11 protein-coding genes and 1 pseudogene are annotated in these 14,161 nt (G+C 63.6%); 6 read left to right on the top strand and 6 right to left on the bottom strand.

What is annotated here, in order from left to right; translation table 11 throughout:
* From glnQ to ACTHNZ_RS19250, 3 genes and pseudogenes are all read left to right on the top strand, one after another.
* Positions 1-283: pseudogene (gene glnQ / locus ACTHNZ_RS19260) on the top strand (glutamine ABC transporter ATP-binding protein GlnQ); the annotation flags it as partial.
* A gap of 201 nt (positions 284-484) precedes the next feature.
* On the top strand, positions 485-1,237 hold the full coding sequence (locus ACTHNZ_RS19255) for a cupin domain-containing protein (RefSeq protein ID WP_440544159.1): 753 nt from the start codon (positions 485-487) through the stop codon (positions 1,235-1,237).
* A 38-nt stretch (positions 1,238-1,275) separates the two neighbouring features.
* Positions 1,276-3,069, top strand: a complete 1,794-nt coding sequence (locus tag ACTHNZ_RS19250) for a methyl-accepting chemotaxis protein (RefSeq protein WP_440544158.1) — start codon at positions 1,276-1,278, stop codon at positions 3,067-3,069.
* 40 nt (positions 3,070-3,109) lie between these two features.
* Here ACTHNZ_RS19250 and ACTHNZ_RS19245 read toward each other — a convergent pair whose 3' ends face one another.
* A complete protein-coding gene (locus tag ACTHNZ_RS19245; RefSeq protein WP_440544157.1) occupies positions 3,110-4,030 on the bottom strand; it encodes a LysR substrate-binding domain-containing protein in 921 nt (306 codons plus the stop codon).
* Between the two features lie 156 nt (positions 4,031-4,186).
* Here ACTHNZ_RS19245 and ACTHNZ_RS19240 point away from each other — a divergent pair, with 156 nt between their 5' ends.
* The 3 genes from ACTHNZ_RS19240 to ACTHNZ_RS19230 all read left to right on the top strand — a co-directional run bounded on the left by ACTHNZ_RS19240 (position 4,187) and on the right by ACTHNZ_RS19230 (position 8,192).
* Positions 4,187-5,464 carry an NAD(P)/FAD-dependent oxidoreductase gene (locus ACTHNZ_RS19240; protein WP_440544156.1) on the top strand — a complete coding sequence of 426 codons (1,278 nt, stop codon included), beginning with the start codon at positions 4,187-4,189 and terminating at the stop codon, positions 5,462-5,464.
* Positions 5,461-6,918 (top strand): aldehyde dehydrogenase family protein, encoded by a 1,458-nt coding sequence (locus tag ACTHNZ_RS19235; protein WP_440544155.1) that lies wholly within the window; start codon positions 5,461-5,463, stop codon positions 6,916-6,918. The genes ACTHNZ_RS19240 and ACTHNZ_RS19235 overlap by 4 nt, the downstream gene beginning before the upstream one ends.
* An 89-nt stretch (positions 6,919-7,007) precedes the next feature.
* Entirely contained in the window at positions 7,008-8,192 is a 1,185-nt protein-coding gene (locus ACTHNZ_RS19230; RefSeq protein WP_440544154.1) for a M20 aminoacylase family protein, read from the top strand.
* Between the two features lie 117 nt (positions 8,193-8,309).
* On the opposite strand, the gene ACTHNZ_RS19225 is transcribed toward ACTHNZ_RS19230, so the two are convergent.
* From ACTHNZ_RS19225 to ACTHNZ_RS19205, 5 genes are all read right to left on the bottom strand, one after another.
* The gene (locus tag ACTHNZ_RS19225) at positions 8,310-9,635 is read right to left on the bottom strand and encodes an NAD(P)/FAD-dependent oxidoreductase (RefSeq protein ID WP_440544153.1); all 1,326 of its coding nucleotides are present in this window, start codon (positions 9,633-9,635) and stop codon (positions 8,310-8,312) included.
* A 2-nt stretch (positions 9,636-9,637) separates the two neighbouring features.
* Positions 9,638-10,372 (bottom strand): cupin domain-containing protein, encoded by a 735-nt coding sequence (locus tag ACTHNZ_RS19220; RefSeq protein ID WP_440544152.1) that lies wholly within the window; start codon positions 10,370-10,372, stop codon positions 9,638-9,640.
* Between the two features lie 121 nt (positions 10,373-10,493).
* Entirely contained in the window at positions 10,494-11,810 is a 1,317-nt protein-coding gene (locus tag ACTHNZ_RS19215; protein WP_440544163.1) for an aspartate aminotransferase family protein, read from the bottom strand.
* A 151-nt stretch (positions 11,811-11,961) separates the two neighbouring features.
* Positions 11,962-13,056, bottom strand: coding sequence for a phosphotransferase (locus tag ACTHNZ_RS19210; RefSeq protein WP_440544151.1), 1,095 nt, complete (start codon positions 13,054-13,056; stop codon positions 11,962-11,964).
* Between the two features lie 140 nt (positions 13,057-13,196).
* On the bottom strand, positions 13,197-13,865 hold the full coding sequence (locus ACTHNZ_RS19205; RefSeq protein ID WP_440544149.1) for a haloacid dehalogenase type II: 669 nt from the start codon (positions 13,863-13,865) through the stop codon (positions 13,197-13,199).
* Positions 13,866-14,161: the final 296 nt, after the last annotated feature.

Genomic DNA, 14,161 nt, shown 5'->3' with positions numbered 1-14,161 from the left:
GGCGCTCGATCCGGAGCTCGTGGGCGAGGTGCTGAGCGTGATGCGCACGCTGGCGCGCGAAGGGATGACGATGCTGGTCGTCACGCACGAGATGGGCTTCGCGCGTGAAGTGGCGGACCGAGTGTGCTTCTTGCACGCGGGTCTGATCATCGAAGAAGGGAGCGCCAAAGAGGTGCTGGGCTCGCCGCGCGAAGCGCGCACCCGGGAGTTTCTGCGCCACGTGCTGACGCACCGCGCGGAAGATCCGCACGCACACAACGGCGGCGCGGGCGCCGTAGCGTGAAGCGTGCGGCGCTGCATGCATCGGCGCGATGCGTGCGGAAACGCCGGCACGGGACCGCACAGCGGCAAGCCCAACAGCCGCTTCGTGTGCGAGCCAAGAACAGCATTTTCTTCTGTTCCGGACGTAAAAAACGGTGACACGCGCCGACGGGTAGCGGCTACGATCTGGCAACTGAAAGAATCTGAACGACTGGAATCCAATATGCCCAATTTGCAGCGAGCGGCGGCCGAGCCGCGCAGTGTCCGATCGTTCATCGATCTGAGGAAGTTCGCATCGGATAAAGGCCAAGGGATCGAGGTGGTCAATTCGGCCGACGAGAGCCGCTTCCTCGCGAGCCGCCGCGTTCTCGACTGGCCGCAGGGCGCCATCAGCGCAGGCGTGATTACGCTCGATGCGGGATGCGGAGTGGTGCCGCCTCAGCCGGTGGATGAGTTCATCATCGTTGCTCGAGGCGAAATCACGCTGACCGAATCCGAGCGCGCGCTGACGCTGGGGCCTGGCGACAGCGCCGTGCTAGCTCATGGCGCGGCATTTTCTTGGTCGGCGAAAGGGCCCGTATCGATCATCTTCATGCGTTGCCACGACAGTCAGTCGGGCGAAGGGAAGATCATTCCGATCGAGCACGCGCCGCAACTGGAGCCGTCGGGCTCACCGGCGGCGGAATTGCTGCTGACGCCCACGCCGCAATGCCGAAATCAAACGGACTATCGTTCTTCGGATGGGACGTTCACCTGCGGCACATGGGATTCGACGCCCTATCATCGGGTGGGGATGCTTTATCACCATTGCGAACTCATGCATTTGCTCGAAGGCAGCGTGACGTTCGTGGACGAAGTGGGACGCAACGCGACGTTTTCCCGCGGCGATATTTTTCTCGTCGAGCAAGGTGCGCGGTGCAGTTGGGAAAGCCTCGAGCACGTCGCAAAGGTGTACGCGATCTATCGTCCGGCGTGAGACCGGCAATCACTCGCCAAAGCTCAACGAACCATACGATGCTATCGTCCATTCGCGCACGGGTTGCCTGTGCATGTGTCGCGCTCGTCGTTTTTTCCGTCATCTGCAGCACCGCGACCGACTACTCGATCGCGAAGTCGGACATGGGGGCTGCGATCGACCGCGGCTTGACCTCGTCCGCCAATGATCACGCCGCGGCCATCGGCGAGTGGATCGCCGGCAAGATGCAGATGATTTCATCGCTGCAGGACGTCGCGCTGACGGCCGACCCTCTGCCCGCGCTCCAACAGATCGCCGTCGCCGGTGGATTCTTCGACGTGGGCGTCGGCTACCCCGATAAGACCGCGAAGTTCGACGACTGGCCGCACCCGCCCGCCAGCTACGATCCGACGGTGCGTCCTTGGTACCAAGCGGCCGTGCAGAGCGGAAAACCCGTTGCCATCCCCTATGTCAGCACGAGTGGGGCGTTGCTCGTGGGCTTGGGGATTCCCGTGATACGCGACGGCGTCGTGAAGGCTGTACTCGACGGCAATGTTCCACTGGACAGCGTGGTCGAGAATGTCAAATCGATTCATCCGACGCCGTCGAGCTTCGGCATGCTGGTCGACCATGACGGCCGCGTGATTGCACACCCCGATCCGAAGTTCAGGCTCAAACCGGTTACCGACATCGCGGCGGATTTCGCCGGCGTCATCGCGGCGGCATCCGGCTCCGGGAATACGCCGATGACGCTGACGGTCGACGGAAAAACGAAGTGGGTGCGCGTGCGGAACGTGCCGGGCACGGATTGGGACGTCGTGATCGCGCTCGACAAGTCAGAAGCAACCGCCGGAATGCGCTCGTTGTTGAATGGGTCGCTGCTGTCGCTTCTCGTCATCGCCGGTATCGCGTCCGTCATAGGGGCGGCCATGACCGCGACCGTGTTCCGCCGCCTAGGCCGCGTCTGCCATGCCATGGAGGCGATCGGCACGGGTACGGGCGACCTGACGCAGCGCTTAGCGGACGAAGGTAGAGACGAGGTGGCCAACATCGCGCGTTCGTTCAATCAGTTCGTCGCCAAACTGCAAAGCGTGATGCTGGAAATTCGGGGTGCCAGCGAATCGGTGCGTGCCGCCGCGAACGAAATCGCGGCGGCCAATCACGATCTATCCTCACGCACGGAATCGGCGGCCGCCAGCCTGCAGCAGACAGCCGCTTCGATGGAGCAGATCTCGGGAACGGTCGATCAGTCTGCCGCCGCGGCATTCCGAGCCGACGAGCGATCGGGCGTCGCGACGCAGATGGCTTCGCGCGGCGGCGAGATCGTGTCCGACGCGGTCGGCACGATGGGACAAATCGAGGAAGCGGCCGGCCGCATCGGTGCGATCATCGGCGCCATCGACGGCATTGCGTTTCAAACCAACATCCTCGCACTCAATGCCGCGGTGGAAGCCGCGCGCGCCGGCGAGCAAGGCCGCGGCTTCGCGGTCGTCGCCCATGAGGTTCGCAGCTTAGCCCAACGCAGCGCGCAGGCCGCGCGCGAAGTGAAGCAACTCGTGGAAGAGACTGTCTCGCGTGTTGCCGCGGGCTCCTCGCAAGTGCGGCGAGCCGGCGAGACGATGAGCGAGATTGTCGCCAACGCGGTAGGCGTTCAATCGGTCGTCTCGGGCATTGCTCGCGCATCGACCGAACAGACGCGTGGCGTTCAGGAGGTCAATCGTGCAGTCTTGCAGCTCGATTCGATGGTGCAGCAGAACGCGGCACTGGTGGAGGAGACCGCTGCCGCATCCGCGGTTTTGCAAACGCAAGCGAATGCGCTCGCGCTGGCCATCGGGCGGTTCAAGGTCGACTAGGCACCTGCGGTACCTCGTGCTTGCCCGTGCTCCATCGAAGTCACGCTCGCCAGGGCACGGGGTCGAAGGCTCGCTTCGCGGCTTCCAAAAACACGCGCTGACGGATCGTCAGGCCCTGGCGCGTGGGGGTGAGGCCGATGACGGGTGCGGGTTCGAGGCGCCACGCGGGCAACACCTGCTTGAGCTTGCCCTCCGCGATCAGCCGTGCGCAATCCCATTCGGAGCGCGCGACGACGCCGAGACCGTCAACGGCCCAGTCCCTGACCACGGTGCCGTCGTTCGAAGACAGTGCGCTGCTCAACCGCACCGTGACGGTTTTGCTGATGCGCTTGCCGGCGGCATCGTATTGCGCGAAACGCAGGCGCGTCACGTCTTCATCGTTTTCTCGTAAGGTCAGGTAGGGGTGCAGCGTGAGTTCCGACGGATGCTTGAGCTTCGACAAGCCGCGCGCGAGAGACGGGCTTGCGCAAAGGAAGCGGTCGTTGGGGGCCAGGAAATGCCCTACCCACGACGACCCTTTGATGTGGCCGATGGAAATGACGACGTCCGCGCCCGACGCCGCCGCGAGCGGGCTTTCGACCAAAATGAGCGAAATCGCGAGATTCGGGTGGGAACGATGCAGGTCCCGCGCCAACGGGGCGACATATTCCCGACCGAAGCCGAACGGCGCGACGACGCGCAAATGGCCGCTCACGCCGCTCGATTCTCCCGAAATGCGCGATGGAATGGATTCGATCCGCTCGAGGATGTCGATCGCCTCTTGCACGAGGCGCTGGCCCTCGTCCGTGAGCGATATTCCCCTGGCCGCACGAGTGGCAAGGCGCACCCCCACGCGCTCCTCGATGCGCTGCAGCCGCACCGTGACCGCGGGCGGCGTGAGGTCCAACAGCCTTGCGGCCGCGGCAAGCGATTGCGATGCGCCCAGCGCGCGAAGCAGTTGCATGTCTTCCAGTTGGAGCATTAAGGCCTCGTTAACGATGAATTCATTTAGTATTAAACACGACAAAAACGTTTTTTTCTATAGTCGAATGCACGCATATGGCGACTGCGGTGGGGGCTGGACGCTGGCGGCAACCATGGAAATAGCTCGTCCCATTCATACGCTTGGGAGCGTGTAATGCATTTAGGTTCTTATTGGCTAGACACATCGGAGCCATTCGTTGGCAGTTCGCTCGAACCGCAGCCCGAGCGCTGCGACGTGGTCGTGGTGGGTGGAGGGATCACCGGCTCGGCGGCTGCGTTGGCGCTAGCCAAAAAAGGCGCGCGCGTCGTTGTCTGCGAAGCAGATACCGTGGGGCAGGCGGCTTCGGGCCGCAACGGCGGCATGTGCAACAACGGCTTCGCGCAGGATTACGCTTCGCTATCGCAGCGGATCGGCACGGAATTGGCCAACCGGCTGTATCTCGCGTTCGACGCCGGGGTCGACACGGTCGAGCGGCTGGTGAGGGAGGAGTCGATCGATTGCGATTTCGTCCGCAGGGGCAAACTGAAGCTCGCGGCAAAGCCCGAGCACTTCGATAAGCTCGCGCGAAGCCAGGCGTTGCTTGCCGCAAGCGTCGACCCCGATACGCGTCTCGTGACGAAGGCGGAGCTGCGTGACGAGATCGGCTCGGATCGCTACCACGGTGGGCTGATCTTCGAGAAAAGCGCCGGGATGCACGTGGGCCGTTATGTCCGCGGTCTCGCGAAGGCCGCGCAAGCGCGCGGCGCGCAGATTCTCGAGCATGCCCCGGTTCTGGGGCTGCGGAGAGAATCCGGCGGCACATACGTGGTCCAAACGCCGCGCGGCGAGATTCGTGCATCGCAGGTGCTTCTGGCGAGCGGCATCTCGCAGGTGGGGCCGTTCGGCTGGATCCGCCGCCGGATCGTGCCGGTCGGAGCGTTCATCATCGTCACCGAACCGTTGCCGGTGGAACTGCTCGACCGATTGCTGCCGACGCGCCGGATGGCCACCGACACGAAAAACTTCGTCAACTTCTTTCGCGTCACGCCGGACAACCGAATGCTATTCGGCGGTCGAGCGCGTTTCGCGATCTCGAACCCGCAGTCGGACGAAAAAAGCGGGCTGATTTTGCGGCAGCAGATGGCCACTGTCTTTCCCGAATTGGCCGACGTCCGGATCGACTATTGCTGGGGCGGCATGATCGACATGACCGCTAATCGCCTCCCGCGCGCGGGCGAGAAAGACGGTGTCTACTACTCGATGGGCTATAGCGGCCACGGCACGCAGATGTCCACGCTCATGGGCACGCTGATGGCGGAGATCATGGACGGACGTGCCGACCTCAACCCGTGGAAAGACTTCGACTGGCCGGCGATCCCCGGCCACTTCGGCAAGCCGTGGTTTTTGCCGTTCGTCGGCGCATGGTATCGACTCAAGGACATACTGCAATGACTTCACCTGTTCATCATCTTAAGGAAGCCGGGCGGCTCGATCGGTTTTACATCGACGGCGAGTGGTGCGAACCGGACGACGGCGACCGGATCGCCGTTGTCTCTCCGTCCACCGAAGAGACCGTCTGTGAGATCGCGCTGGGAAACGCACGCGATGCCGAGCGCGCAGTGCTTGCCGCGCGCAGGGCTTTCGCCGGTTGGTCCGCCACGTCGCCGCAAGCGCGCGCCGCACTGCTCGACCGCGTTCATGCCTTGATGCTGGAGCGCGCGGAGCTGTTCGCCTTGGCGTTGACGACCGAAATGGGCGCGCCGATCAGCTATGCGCGCGCCGCGCACGTGCCGCTCGCGGCCGAACATCTGCGCGTCGCGCGCGACAATCTGGAGAGCTACCCGTTCCGGACTCAGCGGGGCACAACGGCGGTCGTGCGCGAGCCGATCGGCGTTTGTGCGCTGATCACGCCGTGGAACTGGCCCATCTATCAAATCACGGCGAAGGTCGGCCCGGCGCTTGCCGCAGGCTGCACGGTGGTTCTGAAACCCAGCGAGCTCTCGCCGCTGAGCGCCTTGTTGTTTGCGGAAATCATCGCCGATGCGGGCATTCCCGCGGGCGTATTCAACTTGGTATGCGGCACGGGCGCGGAAGTCGGGACGTTGCTCGCCTCGCATCCGCAGGTCGATATGGTTTCGATCACGGGGTCGACGCGCGCCGGCGTGCTCGTTGCGCAAGCGGCGGCTCCAACGGTCAAGCGCGTGGCTCAGGAACTCGGCGGCAAGTCGCCGAACGTCGTGTTACCCGATGCCGATCTGACGCGTGCCGTCTCGTTAGGCGTGGCCGCCGCGTTCCGGAACATGGGGCAGTCTTGCAGCGCGCCGACGCGCATGATCGTACCGCGCAGCGTTTTGGGGCAGGTTGAGGAACTCGCCGTTGCGGCAGCGGAAAAAATGGTCGTCGGTGATCCTTTCGCCGACGCTACGACGCATGGTCCGCTCGCCAATCGTGCACAGTTCGGCAGGGTGCAGGCGATGATCGAGGCCGGTATCGGCGAACGGGCCAAGCTGATCGCGGGCGGGCCGGGCAGGCCTCACGGATTCGACAGCGGCTTCTACGCGCGGCCCACCATCTTTTCCGATGTTTGCACCGAGATGACGATCGCTCAGGAGGAGATCTTCGGGCCCGTGCTCGCCATCCTTCCCTACGATTCCGTCGAAGAAGCGATCACGATCGCGAACGACACGGTTTATGGGCTCGGCGCACACGTTCAAGGCTCCGATAAGGCACTCGTGCATGCGGTGGCTGCGCAAATTCAGTCGGGCCAGGTGCATCTGAACTACCCGGCATGGGATCCGCAAGCGCCGTTCGGCGGATACAAGCAATCGGGCAATGGCCGAGAGTACGGCGTCGAAGGAATGGAAGAGTACATGGAGGTAAAGTCGATCCTCGGGTACTACGATTGAAACAGCCGCGATGTTCGACGCGGTAACGCGGCAAATTCGGTGCTATTTGCTTCGTGCTTTGTGTTTTTTGCTTTGTAAAGGGGATGTGATTGGATACTTCAACCATCGCGGAAGGTTCGTTGAAAGCGCATCATGCGCATTGGGCGACGCTGCGGCGCGACCTGCACGCCCATCCGGAATTGCGATTCGAGGAACGCAGGACGGCGGACGTCGTCGCCCGTGAGCTCGAAACACTCGGCTATGCGGTGTCGCGCGGGCTCGGAGGCACGGGCGTGGTCGCGAGTTTGCCCGGTGCAAACCCGGACAGGGGCATCGTGCTGCGTGCGGATCTCGATGCGTTGCCGATCCAAGAGGCGAACGACTTCGCGCATGCGTCGTGCGCGGACGGGATCATGCACGCGTGCGGGCACGACGGCCATACGGTGATGCTGCTGGGTGCCGCGCGTGTCCTTACGCAACTGCCGCAGTTGCCCGGCACGGTTCACTTCGTGTTTCAGCCCGGAGAGGAGGGCGGAGCGGGCGCGCGCAAGATGATCGACGATGGCCTATTCGAGCAATGTCCGACCGAGGCGGTATTCGGCATGCACAACTGGCCGGGGCTGCCGGCGGGACATTTCGGGCTGCGCACCGGCCCGATCATGGCCGCGGGTTCGCGATTCAAGATCACGGTAACAGGGAAGGGGGCGCACGCAGCGCAGCCGCATCTCGGCCTCGATCCGATACCGCTGGCGTGTTCGATGGTGCTGCAGTGTCAGACCATCGCGGCGCGTCACAAGGACCCCGTGGATCCCGCCGTCATTTCCGTTTGCATGTTTCATGCGGGCAACACGGACAACGTCATACCGGACACCGCCGAATTGCGCGGAACGATTCGCACGCTGTCGTCCGTTTTGCAGCAGAAGCTGCAGCGCGACATCGAGCGCATGTGCGAAGCGCTGGCTTCCGCTTATGGCGCGCAAGTCGAGGTCACGTTCTTTCAGTACTACCCGGCGACGATCAATACCCAAGCCGAGACGGCACTGTGCGAAGCGGTGATTCGCGAAACCTTCGGTGGCGAACGCCTTCACAGCGACATTGCCCCGAACATGACGTCGGAAGACTTCGGCTTCATGCTCGAGGAGCGGCCCGGCGCTTATGTGTTGATTGGCAACGCGCCTACGGGAACAGCCGCGCCGGCCTTGCATCACCCGAAGTACGATTTCAACGACGACATCATTCCGGCCGGCGTCCGGTACTGGGTCGCTTTGGCGCAACGTTACTTCGATACGGTGTAAAGCACGTAAAGCATGTAAAGCAGAGCAGCTGCGCCGCGTTCGGTCTTCGCATTGATGGCGGCGACCGGGGCGGCGTGCAGGACGGCGCTCGATTCAGCAGCGCCGTCCCGGCGGCCGCTAAAAATCAGCGACCTTGCCCCATGCGGAGTGGGCGAATCGGCCGGGCCGGTACGGCAAGGGGTCCACGATCGGCTCCGCGCCGGTGGCAAGATCCGCGACCAAGTGTCCGGCACCGGGCCCGATGCCGAAACCGTGGCCGGAAAAGCCTGCGGCCAAGATGAGTCCGGGGACGCCCGGCACCTCGCCGATACCCGGAACGCCGTCGGGCGTGCTGTCCACGAAACCGGCCCACGCGTGCGTGATCTTGGCTTCGCGAAGTTCAGGCAGCAGTTCGACGGCGCGCCGGTGCGTTTCGGTGACCGTCGCCCGATCGGGCTTCGGATCCAAGATGCGCACCCGCTCCATCGGCGTGGGCGCATCGAGCTGCCACCGCTTCAGTGTCTCATGGCCGCCGCGAACGCCTTCGAGGCCGCCCGGCAGCAGGCTGCGCCAGCGCTTGGCGAACATGGGCACGAAGTGCGGAGCGAATCGCAAGAACTGCGGCGTCACGTCCACGCGCGCCCGTCCGCTGATCGCTAATGCATAACGCCCATCGTTCCGACGCGTAATCGATACGCCAGAAGTGAACAACGCATCCGGCAGGCGGTGGTCCACAGGGGACACGCTGAGGATGGATTGGCGGATCGAGGCCTGGGGGAAACGGATGCCGAGTTGGCGGCAGAACGACGACGCCCAGGCGCCGCCCGCGAGCACGACGGTCCGGGTCTTGATGACCCCGGCTTCGGTGACGACGCCGCTGACGCGCCCGGCTTCCAGTTCGATGCCGCGCGCCGCGCAGTGTTGCGTGACGCTGCCGCCGAGCTTCATGAGCGCGGCTGCCACGGCCGGGGCAGCCTTCGCGGGGTCGGCGGTGCCGTCGCTCGGGGAGAAGACGCCGCCTTTCCACGTGCGGCCGGTCGCCTTCCCTCGTTCCGTCGCTTGCCGGCTGTCGAGCGTGTAGGTCGTCACGCCGGCTGTTTTCGCAAAGTCGCCCCAACTCGCCCAACGCGACAACTCCGCATCGTCATTGCTCAGGTACAGCAGCCCGCAGCGATGAAAACCCGTGTCTTCGCCGGATTCGACGGCAAATCGTTGCCAGAGATCGAGGCTCTTGCTGGCAATCGGCAATTCGCGGGCATCACGGTTTTGCTGCCGGCACCAGCCCCAGTTGCGGCTGGACTGCTCGGCACCGATCCGGCCTTTCTCGATCAGCGCGACCGAAACGCCACGCTGAGCCATGTAGTAGGCGGCGAAGACGCCGATGATGCCGCCTCCTATGACGACGACGTCGGCGGCGGCCGGCGGCGTGGGCGGAGTATTTACGTGGTGAAGAGGGGGCGACATGATCAATCTCGTTCGATGGGAGCCTGGACGGCTTGAACAACGTAAAACTTTGCTACGCGATCGCTGCTTTCCCACCCGATGGGCGCACCCATGGGCACGAATAGCGCGTCGCCCGCGGCAAGGGTCAGCACGCTGCCATCCGGCGCGGCGAATCGGACGCTGCCGGCCAGGAGGTACATGAACTCGTTCTGGCGGTGAGGGCGAACGATCCGATGGTAGGGCGTCGAATCCCAGGTGCCCGCTTGGTATTGCGCGCTGTCATCGGTGAAGACATTGTCGCTGCGGCACTCGGGGGCCGGCCCCAGCAGCACTTCCGCCGGCAGCGATGAAGATGGCTTGAAGTTGGCGTCCGCTCGCAAAGGGAACAGTCCGCTTTTCGTCGGTGCTGCGCTAGCGGCGGCGCAGAATGCGACGATCGTGCGGGATTCCGCCCGAATGCGGAGCGCCGTGCCGCTGCCGATGACCGCGCCTTGTTGCGGGCCGAACACCAACGGCGGCTTGCCGGACACTTCGAGCGTGAGCGCTCCTTCCACGACGACGATCGTCTCGATGTGGGGAAAGCTCGGTATGTCGAGCTCGCCGATGAAGCTGATGCGACCCGCGGCCATTGCGTCAGGGCCTTCCCAAGCGATTTCCCGATGCTGCGCAAATGGGTCGTTCCGGCCGAATGCTCCTCTGCGGAACGAGGTCGGGACAGGTGCACCGTCGGCACGGTGCAGTACGGATACTACGGTCATTTTTGCTCCTGCGGATTGCACGAATGTTGACTCGTGCGTGCAATTATGCGGCGCCAGCTTCTTGAAATGATTAACCGCTCGGCAAGCGGGCGTTAAGCCGCGGTTAATGACAAGCCGGCGATCACAGTGCGGCGAGCACTGCGTCCAGCTCCGTCAGCAGGCGGTCCGCGTCGTTCGCCGAAAATACCAGCGGCGGTCGAATCTTCAGCACGCTTGCGTCCGGCCCGGTCGCCGAAATCAGCACGCGCCGCTGGCGCAAGCCATTGACGACCTTGAGCGCCGTCGCGATGTCGGTGTCCTTCTTCGCCCGATCGCGCACCATCTCGACACCGAAATACAGGCCCGCGCCGCGCACGTCGCCGATACACTCGTATTTGCGTGCCAGCCCATTCAACCCCTCTAGCATGACGGCACCCACCCGTTGCACGTTGTCCAGGACGTGTTCGTCGCGCAGCACGTCGAGCGTGGCCTGCGCGGCTGCGATCGCCACCGAGTTGCCGCCGAACGTGTTGAAGTAGCGCATGTCCTGGCCGAAGCCGGCGACGACCTCGGGCCGCACGACCAGGCCCGCCACCGGATAGCCGTTGCCCATCGGTTTGCCGAGCGTGACGATGTCGGGCACGACTGCATGGCGTTCGTGCCCCCACATGTGCGTGCCGCTGCGCCCGAAGCCCGACTGAACCTCGTCGGCGATGAACAAGCCGCCGGCGCGCCGCACGACCTCGGCCACCGGCGCGAGCACGTCCGTCGGGTTGGCGAATACGCCATCCGACGAAAAGAACGAATCGGCGATGAATGCCGCCAGCCCCCCACCGTGACGGCGAATGTCCTCGATCTGCAACGCGACCTGCTCGGCCATGCGCTGGCCGATTTCCGACAGCGTCATGCGATAGGAATCGGGGGCCGGCACCGTGCGCACATAAGGGCCCAGCAGGGCCTTGCGGCCCAGCGACGGCGAAAAGCTCGAGGCCAGGTGCGAGTTGCCGTGATACGCCTCGCTGGTCACGATCACGCCTGTATTGCCGGTGTAGTGCATCGCGATGCGCATGGCCAAGTCGTTGGCCTCGGAACCGGTGCAGGTGAACATCATCTGGCCGTCGCGGATCGACGTGTCGAACGTCGCACGCAGGGCCTCGGCGTAATCGAGAATCGGCTCCTGCATGTAGCGGGTGTGCGTGCACAGCGTGGAGAGCTGGCGCGTAACCGCATCGACGACGCGCGGATTGGCATGGCCGACGCAGACGACGTTGTTGTACGCATCGAGATAGTCATTGCCCTGATCGTCGTACAGATAGACCTTCTCGCCGCGCACGATCTTGACCGGCTCGGCGTAGAACAGCCGATAGGATGGACTGAGCAGCCGTAGACGGCGCGCGATATGCCGTTGTGCGACGGGATCGAGGTGGGAGATCGCCGAGGGATCGAAGCCGTTCGGCATGTCGCCGCGCAGGGCATCGTGGGCGGTGCGGGTATCGGTGCGCTCGGCTCGAGCTGCCGGCTGCGACGTTGAGATGGCGTTCATAGGGCGGTCAGGGCAGGTAAGGTGAGGTCAGGTCAGGTCAGGTCAGCTAAATAGGGCGACGGCAGGCCTAGAGCAAGGCATGGGAAACGGTCTCGTGGTCGCGCTGCATGAACCAGCGCAGATGCTCCCATCCGGGGCGCGTGAAACGCAGGATGTAGGCTTCGTTTTCCGGAAACAGCATCGCGCGCCATGACGTGAGTAAGGCCCGCGCCGCGACGCGCGCCATGGCGAGGTGGGGAATTAGAATCAACTCGTCGGCGCTCAGTGGGGCATGTGCCAGATACCCGCGAAGCAGTTCGCGAGCCTGACCGAACAGATCGTGTGGCCCGTCGGCATCGAAGTCGAGCGGAAACTGGTTCATTACCGCGGTGGCAACGTCGATGGCTACCGCAGTATGCACAGTGTCGCCGAAGTCGATGATGCCGCTGACGAAGCTCGAGCTTCCCGGATTCGCGACGATGTTCGAGCGGTTGAAATCGTTATGCACGACCTGCGTGCGACAGCGCCGCAGCGCCGGCTCGATCGTTGCAAAGCGCACGAATGCCTCCTCGATCAGCGAGCGATGCACGGCGTCGGGGATATGTGCCTGCAACCCCATGAGGCTTGCCAAATGCTTGGCGTCCCAGGCCAGAGCCCGGTGCTCGTGCGGATGGCGGAAACCGGCCAAGGCCAGTTGCAATTGCGCCAGCACCTCGCCGATCTCGTAATGCTTGACTGCCGTTGGTTGCAGCGCATCGAGCGGCACGCCTTCTATGTAGCTATAGAGCCTTGCCGAGCGATGCGGGTGCATGGATGCCGCGAGCGGAACGACGAATTGCCCGTCGATGCTCGGCAGCACGCGCGGCACGGGCAAGTGCGGTGCAGCCACGGCAACGTGCCGCATGGCCGAGACCTGCAAATCGAGTTCTTCAGCCGTTTCGCCCGGGTTCGAGACCTTCAGTACGTAGCGAGCGCCGTCGCTCGCATCGATGCGGAAAGTGTCGTCCTTCTCCGTCGAAAACCTCGTAGCGGCGCCATCAATGCCGTAAACGCGGCGCGTGACGGCGATCGCATCAAGTGGACTCAGGCGTGCGAAACTGACCGACAGGCCACTGGCCAGCGGGGTATCGAGTGCAACTGCGGACGTGGAGCATAGGCCCCCGGAACGACTGGGCGTGAACATGGGCGATTCGGCGCGAGGAGTGGACGGCAGTATTGCGGCAAGTTTTCGCTAGCGTTCGGCCTGAGGCAGGCTCGAAGGCAATAGCGCGATGCGAGTCCGTGGCCGTCGTCGAGCACGGCGGCCACGGCGGCATAAAACGCTTACAGGCCAAGTTGTTCGGCCAATTCGATGATGCTCTTGACCGGTATATAGCCGTATTGCGGCGCTTCGGGTTCATGGCCGCGCAATACATGAGCCTTATGAACGATGCCGAGATCATGCGCGGTCATTAGGTCGTAGCGGGGGCTCGACGAGACATGCATGATTTCGTGAGGCTGCGCGTCGAGCTTCTTGAACATGTATTCGAAGCCTTGCATCCGCGGTTTGTAGGCGCGGGCGTCTTCGGCCGTGATGACGGCGTGAAACGGCGCCCCGAGCTTTTCGATGTTGCTCATGATCTGCGCGTTGTCCGCGTTCGTCAGACCCACCAGCTTGTATTTCTTCGCAAGGCGGGAGAGGCCTTCGGGCACGTCGGGATGCGGGCCCCAGGTCGGCACGGCCTGATAGAACTGCTCGGCCTCGCTTGCGATGAACGGCACGCCGGCGCGCTCGCAGGTGCGGCGCACGGAATTGTGGACCACCTCGCGGTAGGGTTTCCATTCGCCGAGCACTTCGTCGAGACGAAAGGCCTTGAATAGCCTCACGAAGTTCTCCATGGCGTCGCCGCGCAGGCGGTCGCCGTAGATTTCTCGGGCCGTCTCGGCCATGCGGAAGTTGACGAGGGTGCCGTAGCAATCGAAGGTGATGAATTTCGGCTCGAAGTCGATCATGTCGTAAGTCTCGATGAGTGACGAATCCCGAGGGACTCTCGAAAATGAGGGGCGTGCGGCAAGCCACTTTGGGCAAGCACCGATAACAGTGTCGGTACATCAAATTTAAGCAGGAACGACTTCGCTGTTACGCCGAATTGATCGGTGCAAAAAACGAGTTTCGTGCTTTTTGGAGGGGATGCGCGGCAGATCCTGCCGTGTGCGATGATGCGATGCGGAGCATCAACGACGAATAGGAAGATCGTCCTATCGTCGTGCGCGTGAGGGAGCTAGCATGCGTCGCGGGAGCGCATGCG

The sequence above is a fragment of the Trinickia sp. genome (assembly GCF_051953955.1).
Taxonomy (GTDB): domain Bacteria; phylum Pseudomonadota; class Gammaproteobacteria; order Burkholderiales; family Burkholderiaceae; genus Trinickia.
Note: the sequence above shows the minus strand (reverse complement) of the source record. Positions and strands in the feature narration are given on the sequence as shown.

Excerpts from the sequence above, each read along its gene's own strand:
- ACTHNZ_RS19255 (WP_440544159.1), top strand. The coding sequence starts at position 485 with ATGCCCAATTTGCAGCGAGCGGCGGCCGAGCCGCGCAGTGTCCGATCG.
- ACTHNZ_RS19250 (WP_440544158.1), top strand. The coding sequence starts at position 1,276 with ATGCTATCGTCCATTCGCGCACGGGTTGCCTGTGCATGTGTCGCGCTC.
- ACTHNZ_RS19245 (WP_440544157.1), bottom strand. The coding sequence starts at position 4,030 with ATGCTCCAACTGGAAGACATGCAACTGCTTCGCGCGCTGGGCGCATCG.
- ACTHNZ_RS19240 (WP_440544156.1), top strand. The coding sequence starts at position 4,187 with ATGCATTTAGGTTCTTATTGGCTAGACACATCGGAGCCATTCGTTGGC.
- ACTHNZ_RS19235 (WP_440544155.1), top strand. The coding sequence starts at position 5,461 with ATGACTTCACCTGTTCATCATCTTAAGGAAGCCGGGCGGCTCGATCGG.
- ACTHNZ_RS19225 (WP_440544153.1), bottom strand. The coding sequence starts at position 9,635 with ATGTCGCCCCCTCTTCACCACGTAAATACTCCGCCCACGCCGCCGGCC.
- ACTHNZ_RS19220 (WP_440544152.1), bottom strand. The coding sequence starts at position 10,372 with ATGACCGTAGTATCCGTACTGCACCGTGCCGACGGTGCACCTGTCCCG.
- ACTHNZ_RS19215 (WP_440544163.1), bottom strand. The coding sequence starts at position 11,810 with ATGCCGAACGGCTTCGATCCCTCGGCGATCTCCCACCTCGATCCCGTC.
- ACTHNZ_RS19210 (WP_440544151.1), bottom strand. The coding sequence starts at position 13,056 with ATGTTCACGCCCAGTCGTTCCGGGGGCCTATGCTCCACGTCCGCAGTT.
- ACTHNZ_RS19205 (WP_440544149.1), bottom strand. The coding sequence starts at position 13,865 with ATGATCGACTTCGAGCCGAAATTCATCACCTTCGATTGCTACGGCACC.